Origin of the sequence: Aminobacter carboxidus, from assembly GCF_014863355.1 — a bacterium.
In the GTDB taxonomy this organism is placed as follows: Bacteria; Pseudomonadota; Alphaproteobacteria; order Rhizobiales; family Rhizobiaceae; genus Aminobacter; species Aminobacter carboxidus.
Genome location: NZ_JACZEP010000001.1, coordinates 782724 through 806773, shown reverse-complemented (window position 1 = coordinate 806773; position 24050 = coordinate 782724). Strand labels below are relative to the sequence as shown.

Sequence of the window (24050 nt, the reverse complement as noted above, 5' to 3'; positions counted from 1 at the left end):
CCGAGGGGTTCCTCCTGATTCAGCGCGAGCGCAGGAACTCGGGAAGGCGAACCAGGACGATCTCGGCAACCATGACAGTCACCGCACCGACCACGATGGAATGCGCAAGCATCTCGCCGAGGATCTGCGGCAACCCGCCCGACAGGGCTCCGGCCAGCGCAGGAATGCCCAGCCCCGCCATCAGGCCGAGCGGAGCCACCATGTTCTTGACAGGTGAACCCCGGTCCTGGCTCGCCATCTGAATGCCGGTCATGACCACGGTTGCCGCCGCCGGCAGGAACAGCCCGCCGACAACCGCCGCCGGTGTCGCCACCAGAACCGCTGCGACCTTGGGCAGGAATGCCAAGGCGATGAAGATGAAGCCGGTGACGCGGACGACATGCCGGCTGGCAACGCCGGTCAGCCTGATGACGCCGAGATTCTGGGCGTATGCAGTCGTACCGAAACCGCCGATCAGCGCAGCCAACATCGAACCGCCGGCTTCGCCGGCAATGCCGGCGTTGACGCGGCGGTCGTCGAGTTCGGTGCCAGTCAGCCGCGCCGTCGCCTCATACATACCCATTGCCTCGACGACGGCAACGACGAAGACGATGCACATGGTGATGGTGATCGCCGGATCGAAGGTCAGCGCGCCATAGGGCAGCAGTTTCGGGAAGGCCAGCCAGGGCGCCTGGCCGACGCTGGAGAAATCGAGCAGCCCAAGGCCAAGGGCAAGCACATCGCCTGCTATGAGCGCCGTAAGAAAGCCGAACATACGAAAGGTGCCGCCGACGGCGGCGCTGACCAGCACGACTGCCGTCGTCACACAGGCCAGGAACAGGCTCGATCCTGTGGCAAAGCTTGGCGAACCGATGCCGCCGAAGAACTCCATGAAGGTGAAACCTGCCAGCGCGACCCCCACCAGGGTGATGATCGTTCCGGAGACGGCCGGCGACAGCAGGCGCCGGAGCTTGGCGAACTGGCCGCAGACGGAGGCAAGGAAGACGAGTGCGGCGCCGATGATCAGGCCGAGGCTTGCCGCGGAGATCGTTCCTGCCTTGTAATAACCGATGGCCAGTGGCGAAAAGGCTGAGGACGGCCCCTGCACCACCGGCAAGCGGACCAGCCTGGTGCTCTGCACGACGGTGACCACGCCTGCAGCAAGGAAGGTGGCGGTCACCAGATTTGTCGCCAGCGTGGCGGAAAAACCCGCCACGGAAGCGATGAAGATGGGATCGAGCCAGGCGTTCGATACGAGCGCCTGCTGAAGTCCCAATGCGAAGCGACGCTTGGCGGGAATGACCTCCTCGACATCCCCGACCGCGCTGTCGACCGCTTCAAGCTCGCCCATATGGGCATGAACATGATCAGTCATTGATATACTACCTCCTCCCAGAAGTATGAGCCGCCTCCGCGGCATCAGGTGAAATGAGCGGGTGACGATCAGGCCTCGAGGCACTGCATGCGGCGCGAATGGCGGGCATGCTCGCGCAGCACGTCGCCGAGCTCGGTCATGACAGGACGGCAGTCCTCGACGAGCACCTTGCCTGAGACGACGGTGGTGCCGGCGACTGCGGGACCGCAGCGCAACCAGGCCTCGACCGGATCGCTATGGGCGCCGGCAAGCGCCACATCCGACATGCTCCAGACAACAAGGTCGGCGCAGGCACCCGGCCTCAGATGGCCGATCTCATCCTCCCAGCCGAGACAGGCGGCGCCGCCCCGCGTGGCGATGTCGAGCGCATCGCGCGCCGACATCGAATGGGGGCCGTTGCGATAGCGTCCGAGCAACAGTGCCGTGCGCGCCTCCAGCCACATGGAAGCATGGTCGGTTGAAGCCGAGCCATCGCAGCCAAGGCCGACGCGCATGCCGCGGGCGCGAAGCCCCATGGCGTCGGCCGAGCCGCCGCCGATCAGCATGTTCGAACAGGGGCACTGGGTGGCGCAGACGCCGGCATGTGCGAGGCGTCCGATCTCGGCATCAGTCGGATAGATGAAATGCGCGACCCAGGAGCGCTTGCTGGCCCAGCCGACACGCTCGAAATATTCGGTCGGCGTACAGCCATAGACCTCGGCGCAATATCTGTCCTCCTCAGGGTCCTCGGCGAGGTGGGTATGGAGCCTGAGATCATATTTGTCGGCCAGCCGCGCCGATTCCGACATGATCCGCTCGGTCACTGAGAACAACGAGCAAGGCGCGAGCGCCACGCGCGTCATCGCGCCCGGCCCGGCATCGTGGTAGCTCTCCACCAGCCGGACGCTGTCTTCGAGGATGTCGTCCTCGCGCTGCACCACCGAGGCAGGCGGCAGGCCGCCATCCTCGACCGAACGCGTCATCGACCCGCGTGTCGCATAGAAACGGAAGCCGATGTCGGTGCTGGCGCGGATCTGGGCATCGATCAGCCTGGGCCTGGGATGGACATACATGTGGTCCATCGAGGTGGTGCAGCCACCCATCAGCAGCTCGGTCATCGCGACATAGGTGGAGGCATAGACCGATTCCTCGGTCAGCCCGGCCCACATCGGGTAGAGCCCGGTCAGCCATTCGAACAGCGAACCGTTGGTCACCGGCGCGTAGGACCGCGTCAGGTTCTGGTACATGTGGTGGTGGGCGTTTATCAGGCCCGGCGTGACCAGCCGGCCGCGCGCCGAGATGGTCTTTGCGGCGACCGGCTCGTCGCCGGCCTTGCCCACGGAATGGACTCTCTTGTCTTTGACGGCGATCCAGCCGTCGGCGATTTCCCAGCCGCGATCGACATACACATATGCATCACGGACGAGCAGGTCTACGGACATGCAGCTTCTCCAGGTCGGTTCTCATTCACTCCGACGAAGCTGGCATTCAGCTTCGACGCGCTATGAGCCCTGTCCCTGGAATTGCGAGTTCCGGATCGTCATCGACTGGTAGGTTGAGCGGGCTGCTCTGATCATGCACTGCGGGAGATCGGCCCTGTTGCGGCATCTCTCCCCGCCTGAGCGAAAGCTCGCGCATTCGCATCATCAGGCATGCCGATGCAAACGCAGATTTGCCTTCCTGTCAAATTATTTTCACATCAGGAACCGATGCGCAAAATCCCTAGCCGCCCGAACGCGTCTTGAGGATCGCCGAAAAGCGCGGGTCGAATGCGCGGCCGATCGGCTCGGCGGCAGCGCCAAGGGCGATCGACCAGGGGTCGGTGATGCCGAGCTGCAGCCGCGGCAAGCTCCGCTGCGGACGGTCGGCGATCGACGACGGCAGCGGCAGCATCGCTTCAAGGATCAGCCGCGCCAGGGCCTCGGGCGCACCACTGGTCAGGATCACCGTCTGCGGGTCGAAAAGCGTTTCTATGAGCTGGACGCTCCAGCGCAGGTCCATCGCCGCGTCCCTGACCCAGGCGAGCAGCGCCGGATCATCGGCCAGGGCCAACGCCTCGACATGTTCGTAAAGGCCCGGTTCGGACGGGTCGAGCTCCAGATGCTGGTAGAGCGAGGCAAGCGAGGCCCGGTGCTCGAGCACCGCGCCGTCGCTGCCGCGCGGCGAGAGCAGCGCCATGCCGATTTCGCCGGCGTTGCCGTTGCCGCCCCGGTAACTTTCGCCATTGAGGATGAGGCCGGCGCCGATGCCGTAGCCGACATAGAGGCAGACCGCGTGATCGAGCCCATGCGCGGCACCTACCATGCGCTCGGCGATGGCGCAGGCGGCAGCGTCGTTCTGCAGGCTGACGTCGAAGCCGGTGCCGGCGGCAAGCGTCTCCAGCAGTGGATATTTCTGCCAGGCCGGCATCATCCACTTGTTGTCGCCGAACTCTTCCAGCCCGAATGGGCCGGGCATGGCCACGCCCAGGCCGACGATGCGCCTTTCGGATTGCGCCGAGATCGCCGCGAGGTCGCGCCTGATGCCCTCGATGACGCCGAGAATGATCCTGACGCCGCCATGCGGATCGTCAGGCGGCAGATTGGCCTCGGCACGCACCAGTACGGTGCCGACGAGGTCGACGGCGACGGCGCGTGTCAGATGGCGGTCGATCTGCAGGCCGATGGCAAACGCTCCTTCGGGGACCAGCCTGTAGGGCGTCGAGGGCTGGCCCCTGCCCTTTCTCACCGCGTCGAGCGAGACGACGAATCCGTCGCGCTCCAGCTCGTCGATGATGTTGGAAACGGCCTGTTTGGTCAGTTGCGTCGCCCGCGCCAAGTCGGCCCGCGACAGCGCACCGTTGAGCCGCAATGCGTCCATCATGACACGGCGGTTATGGGCGCTCGTGCCCTCCTGGTTGGTGCCGCTGGTGGCTCTGATCGGACTGATATCGCTCAACTCTTTTTCCCCTCTTGACTCAAATAGATAATTGCAGAAGTAATAAGTCAAGTCAGTTGACTTAATAAGGAACCGCGAGAGTTCCGGGGAATGATTGGCGGCTGGAGCCGCCGCGCCTTTCGACCAGGACACCCGCTTGCGACAGACCGCGAGGCCGAGGCCCAGCGCTCTTTCCAAGCGAGACGGCAGCGTGAAGCGCGCCGTCGAACGGCTTTTGCATAAGTCAAAAATGGAGGATCAAATGTTGAAATCGATTAACAGGACATTGCTCGGCGCGGCTTTCGTCAGCGGCGCCTTCATGCCCCATGCCTTCGCCGAAACCGCGATCAACGCGCTGTTCATGGCCCAGGCCGCCTATAGCGAGGCGGACGTGCGGGCGATGACCGAGGCCTTCAGCAAGGCCAATCCCGACATCAAGGTGAACCTCGAATTCGTGCCTTATGAAGGCCTGCACGACAAGACCGTGCTGGCGCAGGGTTCGGGCGGCTACGACGTAGTGCTGTTCGACGTCATCTGGCCAGCCGAGTATGCGTCCAACAACGTGCTCGTCGACGTTTCCTCGCGCATCACCGACGACATGAAGAAGGGCGTGCTTCCAGGCGCCTGGACCACCGTCGCCTATGACGGCAAGTCTTATGGCATGCCCTGGATTCTCGATACCAAATACCTGTTCTACAACAAGGAAATCCTTGAGAAGGCCGGCATCAAGAGCCCGCCCAAGACCTGGGATGAACTGGCCGAGCAGGCCAAAATCATCAAGGACAAGGGCATCCTGGCAACGCCGATCTCGTGGAGCTGGTCGCAGGCGGAGGCCGCGATCTGCGACTACACCACTTTGGTCAGCGCCTATGGCGGCGAGTTCCTCAAGGACGGCAAGCCCGCCTTCCAGAGCGGCGGCGGTCTCGATGCGCTGAACTACATGGTGACGAGCTACAGCTCGGGCCTGACCAACCCGAACTCCAAGGAGTTCCTCGAGGAAGACGTGCGCAAGGTGTTCCAGAACGGCGAAGCCGCCTTCGCGCTCAACTGGACCTACATGTACAACATGGCCAACGACCCCAAGGACAGCAAGGTCGCGGGCAAGGTCGGTGTCGTGCCGGCACCCGGCGTTGCGGGCAAGAGCGAGGTCTCGGCGGTCAACGGCTCGATGGGCCTCGGCATCACCACCGCCAGCAAGCATCCCGAGGAAGCCTGGAAGTTCATCACCTTCATGACCTCGCAGGAAACGCAGAACCAGTATGCCAAGCTCAGCCTGCCGATCTGGGCCTCGTCCTATGACGATCCGGCGGTCACCAAGGGCCAGGAAGAGCTGATCGCCGCGGCCAAGCTCGGCCTTGCGGCGATGTATCCGCGCCCGACGACGCCGAAGTACCAGGAGCTGTCGACGGCGCTGCAGCAGGCGATCCAGGAAGCGCTGCTCGGCCAGGCAAAGCCCGAAGACGCCCTCAAAGGTGCTGCCGAAAACAGCGGCCTCTAAGGTTTCTGCCCCAAATTTCCGGGCGGCTGCGGCCGCCCGGCCCTTTCGTTTCAAGTGACTTTTGGGCGGCTGCCGCCGCCCAGCCCGTTCGTTTCAAGTAGACTTCTGGGCGGCTCCGACCGCCCGGCCCCGTCGTATCAAGTCAAAAGGCGCCTCATGTCGGGCTCATGGATGACGACCCGGGCATGGCTGCTGATGCTGCCGCTGCTCGCGGTCATGATATCAGTCATCGGCTGGCCCCTGGTCGACACGGTTCGCCTGTCCTTCACCGATGCCAGGCTCGTCGGCACCGAGGGCAGCTTCGTCGGCCTCGACAACTACGCCAGGATGCTGTCCGGCGCGAACTTCCAGCGCACGCTCGTCACCACGACATGGTTCGCGGTCATTTCGGTGGCGGCGGAGATGGTGCTTGGCGTGCTCGCCGCTCTGCTGCTGAACCAGCAGTTTTACGGCCGCACCGTCCTGCGCGCGCTGATGATCCTGCCCTGGGCGTTGCCGACAGTGGTCAACGCGACGCTGTGGCGGCTGATCTACAATCCAGAATACGGCGCACTGAACGCTGCCCTCACCCAGATCGGCCTGCTCGACGCCTATCGTTCATGGCTCGGCGAACCCAACACCGCGCTTGCAGCGCTGATCGTCGCCGACTGCTGGAAGAACTTTCCGCTGGTCGCACTGATTGCCCTTGCTGCCCTTCAGGCCGTGCCGCGCGACATCACCTCAGCATCGATGGTCGACGGTGCCGGGCCGATCGCGCGGTTCCGCTTCGTCATCCTGCCCTATCTCGTCGGGCCGCTTCTGGTGGCGCTGGTGCTGCGCACCATCGAGGCGTTCAAGGTGTTCGACATCATCTGGGTGATGACCCGGGGCGGCCCCGCCAACTCGACGCGGACGCTGTCGATCCTCGTGTACCAGGAAGCATTTTCGTTCCAGCGCGCCGGCTCGGGCGCGTCGCTGGCGCTGATCGTCACCTTGCTGGTCACTGTGCTGGCGGTCGCCTACGCCGCGCTTGTCCGGAAAGCCGCGGGGAGCAACGCCTGATGGAACGCAAGAGCCTGCCTTTCACCATTTTCATCTATGCCTCGGCGCTGCTGCTTGCGGTGGTGATCCTGGCGCCGGTGCTGTGGCTGTTCGTGATGAGCATCTCGCCGGCGGCCGACCTGTCGGCCAAGCCGTTGCGCTGGTGGCCGCAACAGGTCGACTTCTCCCGCTACGCCTTGCTGCTTTCGACCGTCGAAAACAGCGCCGGTGCTGCCTTCGTCGCCTCCCTCTGGAACAGCCTGAGGATCGCCGGCATGGCGACGATTGCAGCGATTGCGCTTGCCATCCCGGCCGGCTGGGCGGTGTCGCGCACACCCGCCGTCGGCTGGTCGCTGTCGGTGGTGATCGCCACCTACATGCTGCCGCCGGTGGCGCTCGCCGTGCCGCTCTATATGGGCCTGGCCTATTTCGGCATGCTCAACAACATCTTCGGCCTGGCGCTTGTCTATCTGACCATCCTCGCCCCCTTCACCACCTGGCTGATGAAATCGGGTTTCGACGCGATCCCGCGCGAGATCGAAGCAGCCGCGATGATCGACGGCGCCAGCCTGTTCCAGACGCTGCGCATCATCACCTTGCCGCTGGCAGCACCGGTTGTCGCCACTTCGGCGCTGTTTGCACTGCTGCTCGCCTGGGACGAGTTCTTCTATGCGCTGTTGTTTACCTCCGACCTGCGCGCCAAGACGCTGACTGTCGCCATAGCCGACCTCGCCGGCGGCCGCGTCTCGGATTACGGTCTGATTGCCACGGCAGGCGTGCTGGCGGCCTTGCCGCCTGTGCTGATCGGGCTCGTCATGCAGCGTGCCCTGATTTCGGGCCTCACCAGCGGCGGCGTGAAAGGATGACGACCATGACCTCACCAAAGCCCAGACCTGCCGGCCTCTTGGCCATCGACCGCGAAATGGCGCGCCAGCATGGCGACGCGCTGGCGTCCTTCGCCGAAAACGCCGGGATGGCAGCCCGGGTCGCCGCTTCCCTTGAAAAGACCGGCCAGTTGCTGCTGCTGGGCATGGGCGGCTCGCACGCCGTCGGCCGCGCCGTCGAGCCGCTCTATCGCGCGCTCGGCATCGACGCCATCGCCGTGCCGCTGTCCGAGCAGCTCGGCCAGCCGCTTGCGCTCGACGGCCGCACCGTACTGATGACATCGCAGTCGGGCGAGAGTGCCGAGGTCGTGCGCTGGTTCAGTGAAACCGGTGGCAACGCCGAAACCTTCGGCCTGACGCTGGAACCGGGATCATTTCTTGCCCGGACAGCACCCTCGCTTGTCGGCGTCGGTGGCACCGAACTCGCCTTCGCCGCAACCCGCAGCCTGACCGTCAGCTTTGCGCTTCACCTTGCCATCCTTGCCGCATTGGGCGAGCAGCCGAACGGTGCCCTCGTTGCGCTCCAGGCGCCCGAAAGCGTCGACATTCGATCAGCCCTCGCTGCTTTGGAAAAGGTCAGTAGCGTCGTCACGTCAGGGCGCCGCTTGCAAGGCGTTGCCGAAGCACTCGCGCTTGGCCTGACCGAGCTGTCGCGCCGGCCGTGCTTTTCACTCGAAGGCGGTCAGTTGCGGCACGGGCCGATGGAAATGCTGGGGCCTGACATCGGCGTGGTGCTGTTCCGCGGCAAGGATTCGACCGCTCCGCTTGTAACAGCCATGGCCATTTCGGCAGTCGAGACCGGCGCACCTGTTGTCATCTTCGATTCCTCTGATGAAACGCCGGTGGCGGGCGCGACGACGCTTGCCTTCAAGCCAGCCAGCGGGATGGACGCCATCTTCGCCATGCTGCCGACAGCGCAGCGCCTGATGATCGCCTTCGCCGACGCCCGCGTCGACAATGCCGGCACGCCAGTACGCTCGACCAAGATCACGCGGAGCGAATGAATGCGTCCGCTTGCGGTGATTGGCAACGTCAATGTCGACCTCATTTTGGGCCCTACCGCACCTTGGCCCAAGGCCGGTACGGAGATCATCGTCGACCACGACGAATTGCGGGTCGGCGGCCAGGCTGGGAACTCGGCACTCGCCTGGGAAGCGCTTGGGGTCGATTTCGAGATCGCGGCCAATGTCGGCAACGACCAGTTCGGCCTGTGGCTGCGCGATGCCTTCGGCGACCGAGCGGCCAGATGGCCGGTCAGCCAGGAGCGCACGACGCTTTCTGTTGGCATCACCCATCCCGACGGCGAGCGCACCTTCTTCACCACGCATGGCCACCTGCCCCGCCTCAGTCTTGCCGGCACGCTTTCGGTGCTCGATGGCAGTCGCCTTTCTGGCGGCTATGCCTTGCTGTGCGGCGCGTTCCTGACCACCGATCTTGCCCGTGAATACGACGCCTTTTTTGACTGGGCGCATGGCCATGGCATTTCAGTCGTGCTCGATACCGGCTGGCCGCCCGATGGCTGGACGGAGCAGAACTGCGCCTTGACGCGGGCGTGGCTTTCGCATTGCGACTGCGCCTTGTTGAACGAGGTCGAAGCAACGACCCTGGCCGGACTCGGCAGCCCGGCGGAAGCCGCCGCCGCCTTGTGGCCGAGCATGCCCACTGGTGCGACCCTGGTCGTCAAATGCGGGCCGGATGGCGCCATCGCCATCGGGCCTGACGGCGCTCTGGTCTCGGCGGCAGCGCCAGCCGTCACGGTCATCGATACGATTGGCGCCGGCGATGTCTTCAACGCTGCCTTCCTTGCGGCCCTTGCCAACGACCAGCCGCTCGCCGCTTGCCTTGCCGCGGGGGTGCAGGTCGCGTCACGCGCCATTTCCACCTTGCCCCGCAGCTATGGCAGCCTGCCGGATCTTAGGAACGACATTGCATGAGCGCGCTTGAAATCCAGAATATCCGCAAGAGCTATGGCGCGGTAGAAACGCTGAAAGGCATCGACATCGCGTTGCAGAGCGGCGAGTTCCTGGTGCTGCTCGGTTCGTCAGGCTGCGGAAAGTCGACGCTGCTCAACATCATAGCCGGGCTCGCCGAAGCGACCAGCGGCGATATCCGGATCGGCGACCGTTCGATCCTCGGCGTTCACCCCAAGGACCGCGACATCGCCATGGTGTTCCAGTCCTATGCGCTCTACCCCAATCTCAGCGTCCGCCGGAACATCGGTTTTGGCCTCGAGATGCGCAAAGTTCCTGGCGCCGAGCGCGACAAGGCCGTGCAGGAGGCAGCCAGGCTGTTGCAGATCGAGCCGCTGCTCGACCGCAAGCCGAGCCAGCTCTCTGGCGGCCAGCGCCAGCGCGTCGCCATCGGCCGGGCGCTGGTACGCAAGCCGCAGGTGTTCCTGTTCGACGAACCGCTGTCGAATCTCGACGCCAAGCTTCGGCTCGAGATGCGCACCGAGCTCAAGCGCCTGCACCAGATGCTGCAGACGACTGTCGTCTATGTCACCCACGACCAGATCGAGGCGATGACCCTGGCAAGCCGTATCGCGGTGATGAAGGATGGCCGCATCGAACAACTCGGCACGCCTGATGAAGTCTACAACCGTCCCGCCACGCTCTATGTCGCCGGCTTTGTCGGCGCCCCGCCGATGAACATCCTCGATGTCCAGGTCGACAACGGCTCACTTGCCATATCAGGGTCCGATGTGCGGCTGCCTTTGCCGGAACGGTTCAGGTCGGTCGTCTCCGATGGGGAGCAGCTAGCGCTTGGCATAAGGCCGGAAGCCCTGAGGCTGTCGTCTGACGATCGAGCGGGCGGTCACGCCTTGCAGGTTCACATCGAGGTGCTCGAACTGACAGGGCCCGAACTCGTCGCCACCGCCCGTGTCGGCCAGCAAAAGCTTACCGCATGCCTTGCGCCACGCGCCAAGCTCGGACAAGGTGACGTTGCGGTACTGCTTGTCGATGACGATGCGCTGCACCTGTTCGACAAGGCTTCCGGGCGGGCGCGCCTCGCCTGACGACATCGTCCGAACCGGCTGGATCCATCAACAAAAACGCGAAACTGCTTCTAGCAACTGCCACTTGTGCGACGGCAGCAACGGGCAGAAGTTAGCCGGGTTTGCTCAAGGCAGTCGTGTCTTGCGTCAGATTATCGGTCACGGTCGGCTTGGGATGGACACGCTGGGACAGCGTCAGAGCCGACAGGTGTGAGGAGCAGCAACGCTCGGCAAGGCCACGGGTTCTTTGATCCACTGGAGATCATGGACCAGTGCGGCCCTGCGCGTGGCGGACGGCCGCTCCCGCACCGCATGGGAGGAAGCAAAGAGTGCTCGAGAAGTATTTCAACCTGAAGGAACAAGGGACATCGGTCCGGACCGAAGTGATCGCCGGTGTCACGACCTTCCTGACGATGGCCTACATCATCTTCGTCAATCCGGAGATTCTGTCGTCGACCGGCATGGACCGCAATGCTGTGTTCGTCGCCACCTGTCTCGCCGCGGCAATCGGCTCGCTGATCATGGGCCTGGTGGCGAAATGGCCGATCGGCATGGCGCCGGGCATGGGCCTGAACGCCTTCTTTGCCTTCACCGTCGTCGGCGCCATGGGTTTTTCCTGGCAGCAGGCGCTCGGCGCCGTCTTCATCTCCGGTGTCATCTTCCTGCTGTTGACGATCAGCGGCGTGCGCAGTTGGCTGATCGCCGGCATCCCGCATTCGATGCGCAGCGCGATCGCCGCCGGTATCGGCCTGTTCCTCGGCATCATCGCCCTGAAAAGCTCGGGCATCGTCGTTGCGAGCCCCGCCACGCTGGTGACGCTGGGCGACCTCAGCCAGACCGGTACGCTGCTTGCCATCGCCGGCTTCTTCATCATCGCGGCACTCGACGCGCTCAAGGTGCGCGGCGCCATCCTGATCGGCATCCTGGTCATCACCATCGCCTCGATGGCGCTCGGCGTCAGCCAGTTCAACGGCATCGTCTCGATGCCGCCATCCATCCTGCCGACCTTCCTGCAGCTCGACGTCATGGGCGCGCTGCATGCCGGCCTGGTCCATGTCATCCTGGTGTTCGTGCTGGTCGAGGTGTTCGATGCCACCGGCACGCTGATCGGCGTCGCCAAGCGCGCCGGCCTCATCGAACCGGGCAAGCCAAACCGCCTCGGACGCGCGCTTCTGGCCGACAGCACCGCCATCGTCGCCGGTTCCCTGCTCGGCACCTCAAGCACCACCGCCTATGTCGAAAGCGCCTCGGGCGTCCAGGCTGGCGGCCGCACCGGCCTCACTGCCCTGGTCATCGGCGTGCTGTTTCTCGCCGCACTGTTCTTCTCGCCGCTGGCGGGTTCGGTTCCGGCCTATGCGACGGCACCTGCCCTGCTCTACGTCGCCTGCCTGATGATGCGCGAGCTCGTCGAAGTCGAATGGGCCGATATCACCGAGGCAGCGCCTGCTGCGCTGACCGCACTGATGATGCCGTTCACCTACTCGATCGCCAACGGCCTGGCCTTCGGCTTCGTCAGCTACGCCGCGCTCAAGCTCTTGACCGGCCGTCCCGGCGAGGTTCATGCTGCGACGTGGCTGGTGGCAGCCTTGTTCATCATCCGCTTCGCCTTCTTCGCCCACTAAGGCCAAACATCACAAATCGCCGGAGGCTATGTCCGCAGCCTCCGGCGATTTTTCTTTGCCTTGGCCGCTGTGCGGACACGGTCTCACATAAGTGGCCAGCGACTTCAGTTTCCCCGCCGTAAGCGGCGACACAGTCGTCCGGAGTGCCAGCGCAATCGATGCCTGCGACATCGCTTGCCCCTCGTTGCGACTTTGTTGCCGCCCCCCCGCGCGCCGCCACTCCCCACTTGCCATCACTGGTTTCGACCAGCAGCCGCCGCTGGCTGCGCGATCCCACCAATGACAGCCCCGATTGCCTGCTGCGAACGCTGCTCAAAAGGCACATCTGCAGCCACATTATCGCGCTTTCGTTTTCGCCACTCAATACCGAAAACGAACATCGCAACCGGGAATTGTCCAGCAATGCCCGTGAGGTTCCCGGTTTCGTGATCAAAAAGACAGAAGATTCTTGCCATTTCTGGGCATTTGGCCGCCGAAATTGGTGGATGCATGCCAAAATCCGCCATCTGACACAACGTCACCTCAAAGCCGGCAATCATCGATATATTTCGTTTGACATTCGTTATACGTTCGAAATAATCACGATCGAGCTTCGAAAATTGCTTAAATTGCTGCAGTGCGAAAAGGCGACGAAGGCGTGAGCAGACCGGAAATCCACGATATCTTCGTCATCGGCGGCGGCATCAATGGCTGCGGAATCGCACGCGATGCGGTCGGCCGCGGCTACTCCGTCTACCTCGCCGAAATGAACGATCTTGCCTCCGGCACGTCGTCCTACTCCACCAAGCTGATCCATGGCGGCCTGCGTTACCTCGAGCACTACGAGTTCCGGCTGGTGCGTGAGGCGCTGATGGAGCGCGAGGTGTTGTGGAAGAATGCGCCGCACATCATCTGGCCGATGCGCTTCGTGCTGCCCTACGCAAAAGGCCTGCGCCCGGCATGGCTGATCCGGCTCGGCCTGTTCCTCTACGACCACATCGGCGGTCGCAAGCTCCTGCCGCCGACCAGGACGCTCGACATGCGCAGCGACGTCGCCGGCAAGCCGCTCAAGCCGATGTTTTCGCGTGCCTTCGAGTATTCCGACGGCTGGGTCAACGATGCGCGGCTGGTGGTCCTCAACGCCCGTGACGCCGCCGACCGGGGCGCCGCCATCCGTACGCGCACCAAGGTGACGAGCGCGCGCCGCGACAACGGCCACTGGAACATCCGCGTCGAGGACCTGCGCAACGGTCAGGTCGAAGAGGTCAAGGCGCGGCTGATCGTCAATGCTGCCGGACCCTGGATCGACCACGTGCTGACCGAAACCGTGGGACAGAACAACGTCCACAACGTCCGCCTGGTCCAGGGCAGCCATATCGTGGTGGCGAAGAAGTTCGACGACCCGCGCGCCTATTTCTTCCAGAACAAGGATGGGCGGATCATCTTCGCCATACCTTACGAGGAAGACTTCACCCTGATCGGCACCACCGACCAGGACTATGATGGCGATCCGCGCACGGCCAAGATCAGTCAGGCCGAGATCGCCTATCTCTGCGATGCAGCGAGCGAGTATTTCGCCGAGCCGGTGAAGCCAGCCGACATCGTCTGGACCTACTCCGGTGTGCGGCCACTCTATGACGACGGCGCCAGCAAGGCCCAGGAAGCGACACGCGACTACGTGCTGAAATCCGAGGGCAGCGAAGGCCAGGCGCCGATCGTCAACATCTTCGGCGGTAAGATCACCACGTATCGACGCCTTGCCGAATCCATGCTCGACATCATCGAGAAGCACCTGGGCAAGAAGGGCAAGGCCTGGACCGCGACGGTCGCCCTGCCCGGCGGCGAGTTCGAAGCCAACGGCTTCGACGCGGAAGTGATGAAGCTCAAGGCGGCCTATCCGTTCCTCGACATGCGCCTCGCCCGGCGCCTGACCAGGCTCTACGGCACGCGCGCCAGGGTCCTGCTCGGCCTGGCCAGATCGGAAGCCGACCTCGGGCGGAACTTCGGCGCCGACCTCTACGAAGCGGAAGTCCGCTATCTCGTTGCCAATGAATGGGCGGTGAGCGGCGAAGACATATTGTGGCGGCGCACCAAGCGGGGCCTGAAGCTCAGCAAGGAGCAGGCCGCGTCACTCGATGAATTTCTGCAAGGAATGAGCCCAGGCGTGCACAACGCCGCGGCAGAATAGGCAAAACCGCCTGCGTCTGCCTCTGGGAGGAGGATTTATGCTCGAACTGCGCAACGTAACGAAGACGGTGGCCGGCGCGGATCATATCCGCGACGTCTCGCTGACGCTTCAGCATGGCAGCCTGAACGTGCTGCTGGGACCGACGCTGTCCGGCAAGACCAGCCTGATGCGGCTGATGGCCGGGCTCGACAGGCCGACCTCAGGCTCGGTCTGGTTCGATGGCGTCGATGTCACCGGCGTGCCGGTGCAGAAGCGCAACATCGCCATGGTCTACCAACAGTTCATCAACTACCCGGCGATGACGGTCTACGAGAACATCGCCTCGCCGCTGCGGGTTGCCGGCGCCGACAAGGCCAGGATCGAGCAAGAGGTCAAGCGCGCCGCCGATCTGCTCAAGCTGACGCCCTATCTCGACCGCACGCCGCTCAATCTTTCCGGCGGCCAGCAGCAGCGCACCGCACTCGCCCGCGCCATCGTCAAGAATGCCAAGCTGGTCCTGCTCGACGAGCCGCTGGCCAATCTCGACTACAAGCTGCGCGAGGAGCTGCGCGCCGAATTGCCGAAGATTTTCGCCGAAACCGGTGCGATCTTCGTTTATGCCACGACCGAACCGCACGAGGCGCTGCTGCTCGGCGGCAATGTCGCGACGCTGTCGGAAGGCCGCATCACGCAGTTCGGCCCGACGATCGAGGTGTTCCGCAAGCCGAACGACCTGATCACGGCGCGGACCTTCGCCGACCCGCCGCTCAACACCATCGTGTTGAAGAAGAGCGGCCGCAGTTTCCAGCTTGATGGTGGGGTGGACCTCCCGGTGCCGGCGGAGCTCGCCGGCATTGCCGACGCCAGCTATACGATCGGCTTCCAGCCCCACCATCTTTCTTTTGAGAAGCGCACCGCGGATGCCGTGGGCGTGAAGGCGAAGGTTTCGGTGACCGAAATCACCGGCTCGGAGAGCTTCGTTCATCTCAACTACGCAGACGCGCGCTGGGTGATGCTGTCGCATGGCATCCACCAGTTCGAGCCCGATGAAGCCATCGAGGTCTTCATCGACCCGCGCCACGTCATGGTTTTCGACGCGAATGGCCGCTCGGCCGCTTCGCCATCGCAGCTGGCAGCATAGGAGGGCGAGATGGCACGCATCGACCTGAACCACATCCGCCACGCTTACGGCGCGAACCCGAAATCCGACAAGGATTATGCACTGAGGGAAGTGCATCACAGCTTCGAGGATGGCGGCGCCTATGCACTGCTCGGTCCGTCCGGCTGCGGCAAGACCACACTGCTCAACATCATTTCAGGCCTGCTGCATGCGTCGCACGGGCAATTGTTGTTCGACGGCAAGGACGTGACACGGCTGTCGACGCAGGAGCGCAACATCGCCCAGGTGTTCCAGTTCCCGGTCATCTACGACACCATGACCGTCTACGACAATCTCGCCTTCCCGCTGCGCAACCGCGGCGTGCCCGAAGCCGATGTCGATCGCAAGGTGCGCGAGACGCTGGACATGATCGATCTCGCCAGCTGGGCCAGGCGCAAGGCGCGCGGGCTCACCGCCGACCAGAAGCAGAAGATTTCGCTCGGCCGTGGCCTCGTCCGCTCCGACGTCAATGCCATCCTGTTCGACGAGCCGCTGACGGTCATCGACCCGCATATGAAATGGGTGCTGCGCTCGCAGCTCAAGCAGCTTCACCGCCGCTTCGGCTACACCATGATCTACGTCACCCATGACCAGACCGAAGCGCTCACCTTCGCCGACAAGGTGGTGGTGATGTATGACGGCGAGATCGTCCAGATCGGCACCCCGGCCGAGCTGTTTGAGCGCCCCAAGCACACTTTCGTGGGCTATTTCATCGGCTCGCCCGGCATGAACGTCATGCCGGTGGCCGTCGAAGGCAAGCGTGCCAAGCTCGGCGAGCAGGTGATCGACTTGCCCGGAGCGCCCAAGGCTGAAGGCAATGGCATCGAACTTGGCATCCGCCCGGAATATGTGCGGCTCGGCGCCAAGGGAATGCCCGTAACGATCCGAAAGGTCGAGGACATCGGCCGCCACAAGGTGGTGCGCGCCAGCCTTGAGGGCCGTGAGATCGCGGCGATCCTCGGCGAAGACGATCACGTGCCGGCCGATCCGCACGTCACCTTCGATCCCGCCGGCATCAACCTCTACGACAAGTCCTGGCGCGTCGAGATGGGAGCGTAACCATGGAAAAGACCTGGAACAACAAAGCCTGGTTCATGGTGCTGCCGGTGCTCGTGCTGGTGGCGTTCTCGGCAGTCATCCCGCTGATGACCGTGGTCAACTATTCGGTGCAGGACACGTTCGGCGGCAATCAGTTCTTCTGGGCCGGCGCCGAGTGGTTCGAAGAGATGTTGCACTCCGACCGCTTCTGGGCGGCGATGGGCCGTAACCTGATCTTTTCAGCGATCATCCTGGCGATCCAGATCCCGCTTGGCATCTTCATTGCGCTCAACATGCCGAGGAAAGGCTGGGGCGTGCCGGTCTGCCTGGTGCTGATGGCGTTGCCCCTGCTCATTCCGTGGAATGTCGTCGGCACCATCTGGCAGGTCTTCGGGCGCATCGACATCGGCCTGCTCGGCTACACGCTGCACGCGCTCGGCTTCGACTACAACTACGTCAACGACCCGTTCGACGCCTGGGTGACGGTCATCATCATGGATGTCTGGCACTGGACCAGCCTGGTCGTGCTGCTCTGCTATGCCGGCCTGGTGTCGATCCCCGACGCCTTCTACCAGGCAGCCAAAATCGACGGCGCCTCGCGCTGGGCGGTATTCCGCTACATCCAGCTGCCCAAGATGCAGCGCGTGTTGCTGATCGCGGTGCTGCTGCGCTTCATGGACTCGTTCATGATCTACACCGAGCCCTTCGTCGTCACCGGCGGCGGTCCCGGCAATTCGACGACGTTCCTGTCGATCGACCTCGTCAAGATGGCTGTCGGCCAGTTCGACCTCGGCCCGGCGGCGGCGATGTCGATCATCTACTTCCTGATCGTGCTGTTGCTGTCATGGGTCTTCTACACCGTCATGACAAATTACGACGTGGAGAAGTGAGATGGCGGGGACAAGGGAAGCCGTCGCGGACAAGGACAAGATGATGCGTGATGCCGCGACCACGACAGGGGCTGTCCACGGCGGTGTTGTCGACGAAGCGCTTGCCCGGCGGATGCGGCGCCGCGGCGAGGAATCGCGCTTCTGGTGGGTGGTGCCGACGATCTACATCATCTTCCTGATGCTGCCGATCTACTGGCTCATCAACATGAGCTTCAAGTCGAACCAGGAGATCCTGGGCGCCTTTTCGCTCTGGCCGCAGAACCCGACACTGCGCAACTACGCTGTGATCTTCACCGATCCATCCTGGTACAAGGGCTACATCAACTCGATCATCTATGTGGTCATGAACACGGTGATTTCGATCTCCGTCGCCCTGCCCGCGGCTTACGCCTTCTCGCGCTACCGCTTCCTGGGCGACAAGCACCTGTTCTTCTGGCTGCTCACCAACCGCATGGCGCCACCGGCGGTGTTTGCCCTGCCCTTCTTCCAGCTTTATTCGGCCTTCGGCCTGATCGACACACACATTGCCGTCGCACTGGCGCACTGCCTGTTCAACGTGCCCCTGGCTGTGTGGATACTCGAAGGCTTCATGTCGGGCGTACCGAAAGAGATCGACGAGACCGCCTATATCGACGGCTACTCGTTCCCGCGCTTCTTCGTGAAGATCTTCGTGCCGCTGATCGCAAGCGGCATCGGGGTCGCGGCGTTCTTCTGCTTCATGTTTTCGTGGGTCGAACTGCTGATCGCCCGCACCCTGACCACCACCGACGCTAAGCCGATCGCCGCCATCATGACGCGCACCGTCTCGGCCTCGGGCATGGACTGGGGCGTGCTTGCCGCGGCCGGCGTCCTGACCATCATCCCGGGCGCGCTCGTCATCTGGTTCGTCCGCAACTACATCGCCAAGGGCTTTGCCCTGGGCCGCGTCTGAGGGAGCGTTTGTGATGGATTTTTCATGGATGGCCTGGACGCTGCCGACTGCGGCGTTCTTCATCACCATCTTTCTGATGCTCGTAGGCATGGGCGTGTGGGAATACTTCTCGCCAGGCGGCAATCCGCGCGTCGGCATCCTCCGCTTCGAAACGACCCGGGGCGACAGGCTTTTCGTTTCGCTGCTTGGCAGCGCTTTCATTCATCTCGCATGGCTGGGCCTTATCGGGCCCAACCTGTGGTGGGCTCTCGCTCTCGCAGTGGTCTACGCGATCGGCGTATTCCGCTTCGTCTAGAGGGGGAAATGTTGGGCCGCCGCAAGCCCGCGGCGGAGCCAAATGGCAATGCAACCTTGTTTGGGAGGAAATTAATGCGACGCCATATTCTAGCATCAACAAGCGTGATCGCCCTGCTTTTGGGATCAAGCAGTGCCTTTGCCGGCATGGACGAGGCGAAAGCCTTCCTCGATGCCGAGATCAAGGACATGTCGGCGCTCGACCGCGCCGGCCAGGAAGCCGAAATGCAGTGGTTCGTCGATGCGGCGAAGCCTTTCGCCGGCATGGAAATCAAGGTCGTCTCGGAAACCATCACCACGCACGAATATGAATCGAAGACGCTCGCCAAGGCGTTCACCGACATCACCGGCATCAAGATCACACACGACTTGATCGGCGAAGGCGACGTGATCGAAAAGCTGCAGACGCAGATGCAGTCGGGCGAAAACATCTATGACGCCTATGTCAACGATTCCGACCTGATCGGCACGCACTGGCGCTATCTGCAGGCACGCAGCCTGACCGACTGGATGGCCAATGAGGGCAAGGACGTCACCAATCCGAACCTCGACGTCGCCGACTATATCGGCACCAAGTTCACGACCGCGCCTGACGGCAAGCTCTACCAGCTGCCCGACCAGCAGTTCGCGAACCTCTACTGGTTCCGCTACGACTGGTTCAACGACGAGAAGAACAAGGCCGACTTCAAGGCGAAATACGGCTACGACCTCGGCGTTCCGGTCAACTGGTCGGCTTATGAGGATATCGCCGAGTTCTTCACCGGCCGCGACGTCAACGGCCAAAAGGTCTATGGCCACATGGACTACGGCAAGAAGGACCCCTCGCTCGGCTGGCGCTTCACCGACGCCTGGCTGTCGATGGCCGGCAACGGCGACAAGGGCCTGCCGAACGGCCTGCCGGTCGACGAATGGGGCATCAAGGTCAACGAGAAGTCGCAACCCATCGGCTCCTGCGTCGCGCGCGGCGGCGACACCAACGGACCGGCCTCGGTCTATTCGATCGTCAAGTATCTCGACTGGCTGAAGGCCTACGCGCCGCCGGAAGCCCAGGGCATGACCTTCTCCGAATCCGGCCCGGTGCCGGCCCAGGGTGCGATTGCCCAGCAGATCTTCTGGTACACCGCGTTCACCGCCGACATGGTCAAGCCCGGCCTGCCTGTCATGAACGAGGATGGCACGCCGAAGTGGCGCATGGCACCTTCGCCGCATGGCGTCTACTGGAAGGACGGCATGAAGCTCGGCTACCAGGACGTCGGTTCGTGGACGATCCTGAAGTCGACTCCTGACGACCGCGCCAAGGCGGCTTGGCTCTATGCGCAGTTCGTGACCTCGAAGACTGTGGACGTGAAGAAGAGCCATGTCGGCCTGACCTTCATCCGCCAGTCGACGCTCGACCACAAGAGCTTCACCGACCGCGCACCCCAGCTCGGCGGCCTGATCGAGTTCTACCGTTCGCCGGCCCGCGTTCAGTGGTCGCCGACGGGCACCAACGTGCCTGACTATCCGAAGCTGGCTCAGCTGTGGTGGCAGGCCATCGGTGATGCTTCCTCGGGCGCCAAGACGGCCCAGGAAGCCATGGACTCGCTCTGCGCCGAGCAGGAAAAGGTTCTTGAGCGCCTCGAGCGCGCCGGTATCCAGGGCGACATCGGCCCGAAGATGGCGGAAGAGCACGATCTCGCCTATTGGAACGCCGAAGCGGTCAAGGCCGGCAATCTCGCGCCGCAGCTGAAGATCGAAAACGAGAAGGAAAAGCCCGTCACCATCAACTACGATGAGCTGGTGAAGAGCTGGAGCAAATAAGCGTTCGGGCGGACAATCCGCCCGGCCAACTATCCGGGGAGACGGCACAGCGCCGTCTCCCCTATTCATGCAAGTGACTGCGGAGGGGAAGATGAGCGGCTTCATTCTGGCAATCGACCAAGGCACGACGTCGAGCCGGGCGATCGTGTTCGACGCGGCGATGAAGGTCGCCGGCGTGGGCCAGAAGGAATTCACCCAGCATTTTCCCGCATCCGGCTGGGTCGAACACGACCCGGAAGAGATCTGGGAAAGCGTGGTCTCGACCTGCAAGACGGCGCTGAAGAAGGCAGGCAAGGACGCTGCCGATATCGCGGCCATCGGCATCACCAACCAGCGCGAAACCGTTGTCATCTGGGACAAGGTATCAGGCAAGGCGATCCACAACGCGATCGTCTGGCAGGACCGGCGCACGGCACCACTCTGCGCCAAGCTGAAGAAGCAAGGGCTTGAACCGCGTTTCACCAAAAAGACCGGGCTGCTGCTCGATCCCTACTTTTCCGGCACCAAGATCGCCTGGCTGCTCGACAAGGTGAAGGGCGCACGCAAGCGGGCTGAGCGCGGCGAACTGCTTGCCGGCACCATCGATTCCTTCCTGATCTGGCGCCTGACCGGCGGCAAGGTGCACGCGACCGACGCAACCAACGCTTCGCGTACGCTGGTCTACAATATCGAGAAGAACGCCTGGGACGCCGAACTGCTTGATATCCTGAACATCCCTGCCTCTCTGCTGCCCGAAGTGAAAGACTGCGCCGACGACTATGGCGCGACTGAGAAATCCCTATTCGGCTCCGAAATCCCGATCCTCGGCGTTGCCGGCGACCAGCAGGCGGCGACCATCGGCCAGGCCTGTTTTGAGCCGGGCATGATGAAATCGACCTATGGCACGGGCTGCTTTGCCATCCTCAACACCGGCAGTGACATAGTGCGCTCGAAGAACCGGCTGCTGACGACCATTGCCTATAGGCTCGACGGCAAGACAACCTATGCGCTCGAAGGCTCGATCTTCGTTGCCGGCGCTGCCGTGCAGTGGCTGCGCGACGGCATCAAGGTGATCGGCAAGGCCGAGCAGAGCGGCAAGCTGGCGGCTGAAGCCGACGACACCCAGGATGTCTATCTGGTGCCGGCCTTTGTCGGGCTCGGCGCGCCACATTGGGATGCCGAGGCGCGCGGCGCGATCTACGGACTCACCCGCAACACCGGGCCGGCCGAATTTGCCCGCGCAGCACTCGAATCCGTCGCCTACCAGACGCGCGACCTGCTCGACGCCATGAAGAAGGACTGGAAGACCGGAAACGGCAAGACGGTTCTGCGCGTCGATGGCGGCATGGTCGCATCCGATTGGACGATGCAGCGCCTCGCCGACATCCTGGACGCGCCGGTCGACCGGCCGACAGTGCTCGAAACCACGGCACTCGGCGCTGCCTGGCTTGCCGGTTCGCGCGCCGGCGTCTGGCCGAAAGCCAAGCAGTTCGCCAAGGCCTGGGCGCTCGACCGGCAGTTCAAGCCGGTGATGGAGCCGGCATTGCGCACCGCCAAGCTGAAAGGCTGGCACGACGCCGTGCGCCGGACGCTGACGCCGAAGTAGGCGATGCCGTTGATGACGGCCTAACGGGCGAAGCTGGCCAGCAGCGCCTGGGTCTCCTCGGCAAGCGCTCGTGTCAGCTCGGCTGCCGGCATGTCGCGGCCGAGCCGCGCCGCCTGTCCCGACCACAGCGACATGAAATCGCCCGAACCTTTCGGTTCCGACGCCGCCCGCAGTGGTGCCAGTGCCCCGCCTGCCAGCGGAAATGCCGGTGCATCCTGTGACAGCGGGCCGACCTCGCGCATGATACGGTTGACGATGCCGCGCGCCGGCCGGCCAGTGAAAAGGTTGGTCAATGCGGTATGATCGTCCTTGGCCGATCGCAGCGCTGCCTTGTGCGGTGCTGCCACCTTGGCCTCGGGGCAGAACAGATAGGCCGTGCCGACCTGCACCGCCGAGGCACCGAGCACGAAAGCCGCAACGATGCCGCGTGCATCGGCGATGCCGCCAGTGGCAATGACCGGCACTTTCACGGCGTCGACCACCTGCGGCACCAACGCGAAGGTGCCGGGCTGGTTGGCGACGCCGTCGGTCAGGAAGATGCCGCGATGGCCGCCGGCCTCGGCACCTTGCGCGATGATCGCATCGCAGCCCCTCGCCTCCAGCCACACGGCCTCGTCTGCCGTCGTTGCCGACGACAGCACCTTGGCACCTGTCGCTTTGACGCGGTCGAGCAGGGCCGCATCCGGCAGGCCGAAATGGAAACTCACCACCTCCGGCCGGAACTCCTCGACGATGTCGCAGAAGGTGTCGTCGAATGGCGCACGCGCCGAGCGCGGCACAGGTGCCTTGGGATCGAGGCCGAGCTCGATGTAATAGGGCTCGAGCCGCTTCTTCCACGCGGCTTCGCGCTCCAGATCCTCTTGCGGGGGGTTGTGGCAGAAGAAGTTGACGTTGATCGGCCGCGACGTGCGCTGTCTGATGATGCCGAGTTCCGTGCGGGCCCTGTCAGGCGACATCAGCGCGCAGGGTAAACCGCCGAGGCCGCCGGCCTCCGAAACGGCGATCACCATCTCGGAATCGACGGGCCCGGCCATCGGCGCCTGCAGGATCGGAAGTTCGAGGCCCAGAAGATCAAGAATTCGACGATCGGGCCACATGATGTCTTCCTTCCTTATAGGAGCCGTCAGGCCTGCTGGCGCTCGGCCCTCCGGGCAGCAATCTGGCGCATGGCAACGACACGGCGGCGCCAGATCTCGGTGCGCATGGCCATTAGATGCAGAGTGAAGAACAGAAGGGTAAAGCCAAGCGCCATGGTCATGAGGGGCCAGAGCATGCTCGGATCGATGGTCGGGCCGTCCATCCGGAAAACCGAGGCCGGCTGGTGCAGCGTGTTCCACCATTCGACCGAGAACTTGATGATCGGAATGTTGATGAAGCCGACCAACGTGATGACGGCGGCTGCCCGGGCCGAACGCGTGGGGTCATCGAGCGCGCGGGTGAGCGCGATGATGCCGAGATACATCAGGAAAAGCACGAAGACCGACGTCAGCCGCGCATCCCACACCCACCACGTCCCCCACATCGGCTTGCCCCAGATCGAACCGGTGAGCAGCGCGAGCGCGGTGAAGACGGCGCCGACCGGCGCTGCCGACTTCAAGGCGACATCGGCGAGCGGATGGCGCCAGACGAGCGTTCCCAGGGCGGCGATCGCCATCACCGAGTAGCACATCATGGCGAGCCAGGCGAAAGGCACGTGAATGTACATGATGCGGACGGTGATGCCCTGCTGGAAATCCGCAGGTGCTGCAAAGGCCAGATAAAGCCCGATCGCCAGCACCAACACTGAGGCGCCGCCAAGCCAGGGCACGATCTTGTCCACCAGCGAGATGAAGCGAGTTGGATTGGCCAGGTCGCTGAAACGCCAAGCCTGCGAGGTCGTCTGTGTCATGGACGCTAAATAGCCTTGGGCGCTCTTCTTCGCAATCTGTTCCAGCGTCGC

General features: G+C 63.5%; 21 protein-coding genes. 16 read left to right on the top strand and 5 right to left on the bottom strand.

All coding sequences use genetic code 11. The features are described from left to right. Positions 1 to 19: 19 nt before the first annotated feature. The 3 genes from IHE39_RS03760 to IHE39_RS03750 form a co-directional block, all read right to left on the bottom strand. Positions 20 to 1354, bottom strand: coding sequence for a uracil-xanthine permease family protein (locus IHE39_RS03760; RefSeq protein ID WP_246470629.1), 1335 nt, complete (start codon positions 1352 to 1354; stop codon positions 20 to 22). A gap of 68 nt (positions 1355 to 1422) precedes the next feature. After that, positions 1423 to 2775, bottom strand: coding sequence for an 8-oxoguanine deaminase (locus IHE39_RS03755; protein WP_115732530.1), 1353 nt, complete (start codon positions 2773 to 2775; stop codon positions 1423 to 1425). A gap of 280 nt (positions 2776 to 3055) precedes the next feature. Next, the gene (locus IHE39_RS03750) at positions 3056 to 4270 is read right to left on the bottom strand and encodes an ROK family transcriptional regulator (protein ID WP_192565550.1); all 1215 of its coding nucleotides are present in this window, start codon (positions 4268 to 4270) and stop codon (positions 3056 to 3058) included. A gap of 241 nt (positions 4271 to 4511) precedes the next feature. Here IHE39_RS03750 and IHE39_RS03745 point away from each other — a divergent pair, with 241 nt between their 5' ends. The 16 genes from IHE39_RS03745 (at position 4512) to glpK (ending at position 22111) form a co-directional block, all read left to right on the top strand. Next, complete coding sequence (locus IHE39_RS03745) at positions 4512 to 5747, top strand: extracellular solute-binding protein (RefSeq protein WP_192565549.1); 1236 nt, start codon at positions 4512 to 4514, stop codon at positions 5745 to 5747. 156 nt (positions 5748 to 5903) lie between these two features. Beyond that, a complete protein-coding gene (locus IHE39_RS03740) occupies positions 5904 to 6788 on the top strand; it encodes a carbohydrate ABC transporter permease (RefSeq protein ID WP_192565548.1) in 885 nt (294 codons plus the stop codon). Next, positions 6788 to 7633 carry a carbohydrate ABC transporter permease gene (locus tag IHE39_RS03735; protein ID WP_192565547.1) on the top strand — a complete coding sequence of 282 codons (846 nt, stop codon included), beginning with the start codon at positions 6788 to 6790 and terminating at the stop codon, positions 7631 to 7633. Before IHE39_RS03740 ends, IHE39_RS03735 begins: the two co-directional genes overlap by 1 nt. A 5-nt stretch (positions 7634 to 7638) precedes the next feature. After that, positions 7639 to 8655 carry an SIS domain-containing protein gene (locus IHE39_RS03730; protein ID WP_192565546.1) on the top strand — a complete coding sequence of 339 codons (1017 nt, stop codon included), beginning with the start codon at positions 7639 to 7641 and terminating at the stop codon, positions 8653 to 8655. After that, entirely contained in the window at positions 8656 to 9585 is a 930-nt protein-coding gene (locus IHE39_RS03725; protein WP_192565545.1) for a PfkB family carbohydrate kinase, read from the top strand. Next, complete coding sequence (locus tag IHE39_RS03720; RefSeq protein ID WP_192565544.1) at positions 9582 to 10667, top strand: ABC transporter ATP-binding protein; 1086 nt, start codon at positions 9582 to 9584, stop codon at positions 10665 to 10667. The genes IHE39_RS03725 and IHE39_RS03720 overlap by 4 nt, the downstream gene beginning before the upstream one ends. A gap of 308 nt (positions 10668 to 10975) precedes the next feature. After that, entirely contained in the window at positions 10976 to 12268 is a 1293-nt protein-coding gene (locus IHE39_RS03715) for an NCS2 family permease (protein WP_184768755.1), read from the top strand. 158 nt (positions 12269 to 12426) lie between these two features. Continuing rightward, a complete protein-coding gene (locus IHE39_RS03710; RefSeq protein WP_192565543.1) occupies positions 12427 to 12909 on the top strand; it encodes a hypothetical protein in 483 nt (160 codons plus the stop codon). Continuing rightward, the gene (gene glpD, locus IHE39_RS03705) at positions 12906 to 14435 is read left to right on the top strand and encodes a glycerol-3-phosphate dehydrogenase (RefSeq protein ID WP_184768753.1); all 1530 of its coding nucleotides are present in this window, start codon (positions 12906 to 12908) and stop codon (positions 14433 to 14435) included. Before IHE39_RS03710 ends, glpD begins: the two co-directional genes overlap by 4 nt. 37 nt (positions 14436 to 14472) lie before the next feature. Then, on the top strand, positions 14473 to 15555 hold the full coding sequence (locus IHE39_RS03700; protein WP_184768752.1) for an ABC transporter ATP-binding protein: 1083 nt from the start codon (positions 14473 to 14475) through the stop codon (positions 15553 to 15555). 9 nt (positions 15556 to 15564) lie between these two features. Then, entirely contained in the window at positions 15565 to 16632 is a 1068-nt protein-coding gene (locus tag IHE39_RS03695; protein ID WP_192565542.1) for an ABC transporter ATP-binding protein, read from the top strand. A gap of 2 nt (positions 16633 to 16634) precedes the next feature. Next, positions 16635 to 17501, top strand: a complete 867-nt coding sequence (locus IHE39_RS03690) for a carbohydrate ABC transporter permease (protein WP_115732541.1) — start codon at positions 16635 to 16637, stop codon at positions 17499 to 17501. 112 nt (positions 17502 to 17613) lie between these two features. Then, the gene (locus IHE39_RS03685) at positions 17614 to 18432 is read left to right on the top strand and encodes a carbohydrate ABC transporter permease (protein ID WP_184769187.1); all 819 of its coding nucleotides are present in this window, start codon (positions 17614 to 17616) and stop codon (positions 18430 to 18432) included. Between the two features lie 13 nt (positions 18433 to 18445). Then, on the top strand, positions 18446 to 18727 hold the full coding sequence (locus tag IHE39_RS03680) for a DUF2160 domain-containing protein (RefSeq protein WP_055979040.1): 282 nt from the start codon (positions 18446 to 18448) through the stop codon (positions 18725 to 18727). Positions 18728 to 18801: 74 nt separating this feature from the next. Continuing rightward, the gene (locus tag IHE39_RS03675; protein WP_192565541.1) at positions 18802 to 20526 is read left to right on the top strand and encodes an ABC transporter substrate-binding protein; all 1725 of its coding nucleotides are present in this window, start codon (positions 18802 to 18804) and stop codon (positions 20524 to 20526) included. Positions 20527 to 20617: 91 nt separating this feature from the next. Beyond that, a complete protein-coding gene (gene glpK / locus IHE39_RS03670) occupies positions 20618 to 22111 on the top strand; it encodes a glycerol kinase GlpK (RefSeq protein WP_192565540.1) in 1494 nt (497 codons plus the stop codon). Between the two features lie 20 nt (positions 22112 to 22131). On the opposite strand, the gene IHE39_RS03665 is transcribed toward glpK, so the two are convergent. Continuing rightward, positions 22132 to 23208: an NAD(P)H-dependent flavin oxidoreductase gene (locus IHE39_RS03665; protein ID WP_192565539.1), complete on the bottom strand. Its 1077-nt coding sequence runs from the start codon at positions 23206 to 23208 to the stop codon at positions 22132 to 22134. Positions 23209 to 23234: 26 nt separating this feature from the next. Further along, positions 23235 to 23999, bottom strand: a complete 765-nt coding sequence (locus IHE39_RS03660; protein ID WP_192565538.1) for a heme ABC transporter permease — start codon at positions 23997 to 23999, stop codon at positions 23235 to 23237. Positions 24000 to 24050: the final 51 nt, after the last annotated feature.

Bases quoted from the DNA above. Each gene is read 5' to 3' on its own strand.
- IHE39_RS03745 (WP_192565549.1), top strand. From the start codon at position 4,512: ATGTTGAAATCGATTAACAGGACATTGCTCGGCGCGGCTTTCGTCAGC.
- IHE39_RS03730 (WP_192565546.1), top strand. From the start codon at position 7,639: ATGACCTCACCAAAGCCCAGACCTGCCGGCCTCTTGGCCATCGACCGC.
- IHE39_RS03665 (WP_192565539.1), bottom strand. From the start codon at position 23,208: ATGTGGCCCGATCGTCGAATTCTTGATCTTCTGGGCCTCGAACTTCCG.
- IHE39_RS03695 (WP_192565542.1), top strand. From the start codon at position 15,565: ATGGCACGCATCGACCTGAACCACATCCGCCACGCTTACGGCGCGAAC.
- IHE39_RS03680 (WP_055979040.1), top strand. From the start codon at position 18,446: ATGGATTTTTCATGGATGGCCTGGACGCTGCCGACTGCGGCGTTCTTC.
- IHE39_RS03740 (WP_192565548.1), top strand. From the start codon at position 5,904: ATGTCGGGCTCATGGATGACGACCCGGGCATGGCTGCTGATGCTGCCG.
- glpK (WP_192565540.1), top strand. From the start codon at position 20,618: ATGAGCGGCTTCATTCTGGCAATCGACCAAGGCACGACGTCGAGCCGG.
- IHE39_RS03685 (WP_184769187.1), top strand. From the start codon at position 17,614: ATGCGGCGCCGCGGCGAGGAATCGCGCTTCTGGTGGGTGGTGCCGACG.
- IHE39_RS03760 (WP_246470629.1), bottom strand. From the start codon at position 1,354: ATGACTGATCATGTTCATGCCCATATGGGCGAGCTTGAAGCGGTCGAC.
- IHE39_RS03720 (WP_192565544.1), top strand. From the start codon at position 9,582: ATGAGCGCGCTTGAAATCCAGAATATCCGCAAGAGCTATGGCGCGGTA.
- IHE39_RS03660 (WP_192565538.1), bottom strand. From the start codon at position 23,999: ATGACACAGACGACCTCGCAGGCTTGGCGTTTCAGCGACCTGGCCAAT.
- IHE39_RS03700 (WP_184768752.1), top strand. From the start codon at position 14,473: ATGCTCGAACTGCGCAACGTAACGAAGACGGTGGCCGGCGCGGATCAT.
- IHE39_RS03725 (WP_192565545.1), top strand. From the start codon at position 8,656: ATGCGTCCGCTTGCGGTGATTGGCAACGTCAATGTCGACCTCATTTTG.
- IHE39_RS03690 (WP_115732541.1), top strand. From the start codon at position 16,635: ATGGAAAAGACCTGGAACAACAAAGCCTGGTTCATGGTGCTGCCGGTG.
- IHE39_RS03755 (WP_115732530.1), bottom strand. From the start codon at position 2,775: ATGTCCGTAGACCTGCTCGTCCGTGATGCATATGTGTATGTCGATCGC.
- IHE39_RS03710 (WP_192565543.1), top strand. From the start codon at position 12,427: ATGCCTGCGACATCGCTTGCCCCTCGTTGCGACTTTGTTGCCGCCCCC.
- IHE39_RS03735 (WP_192565547.1), top strand. From the start codon at position 6,788: ATGGAACGCAAGAGCCTGCCTTTCACCATTTTCATCTATGCCTCGGCG.
- IHE39_RS03675 (WP_192565541.1), top strand. From the start codon at position 18,802: ATGCGACGCCATATTCTAGCATCAACAAGCGTGATCGCCCTGCTTTTG.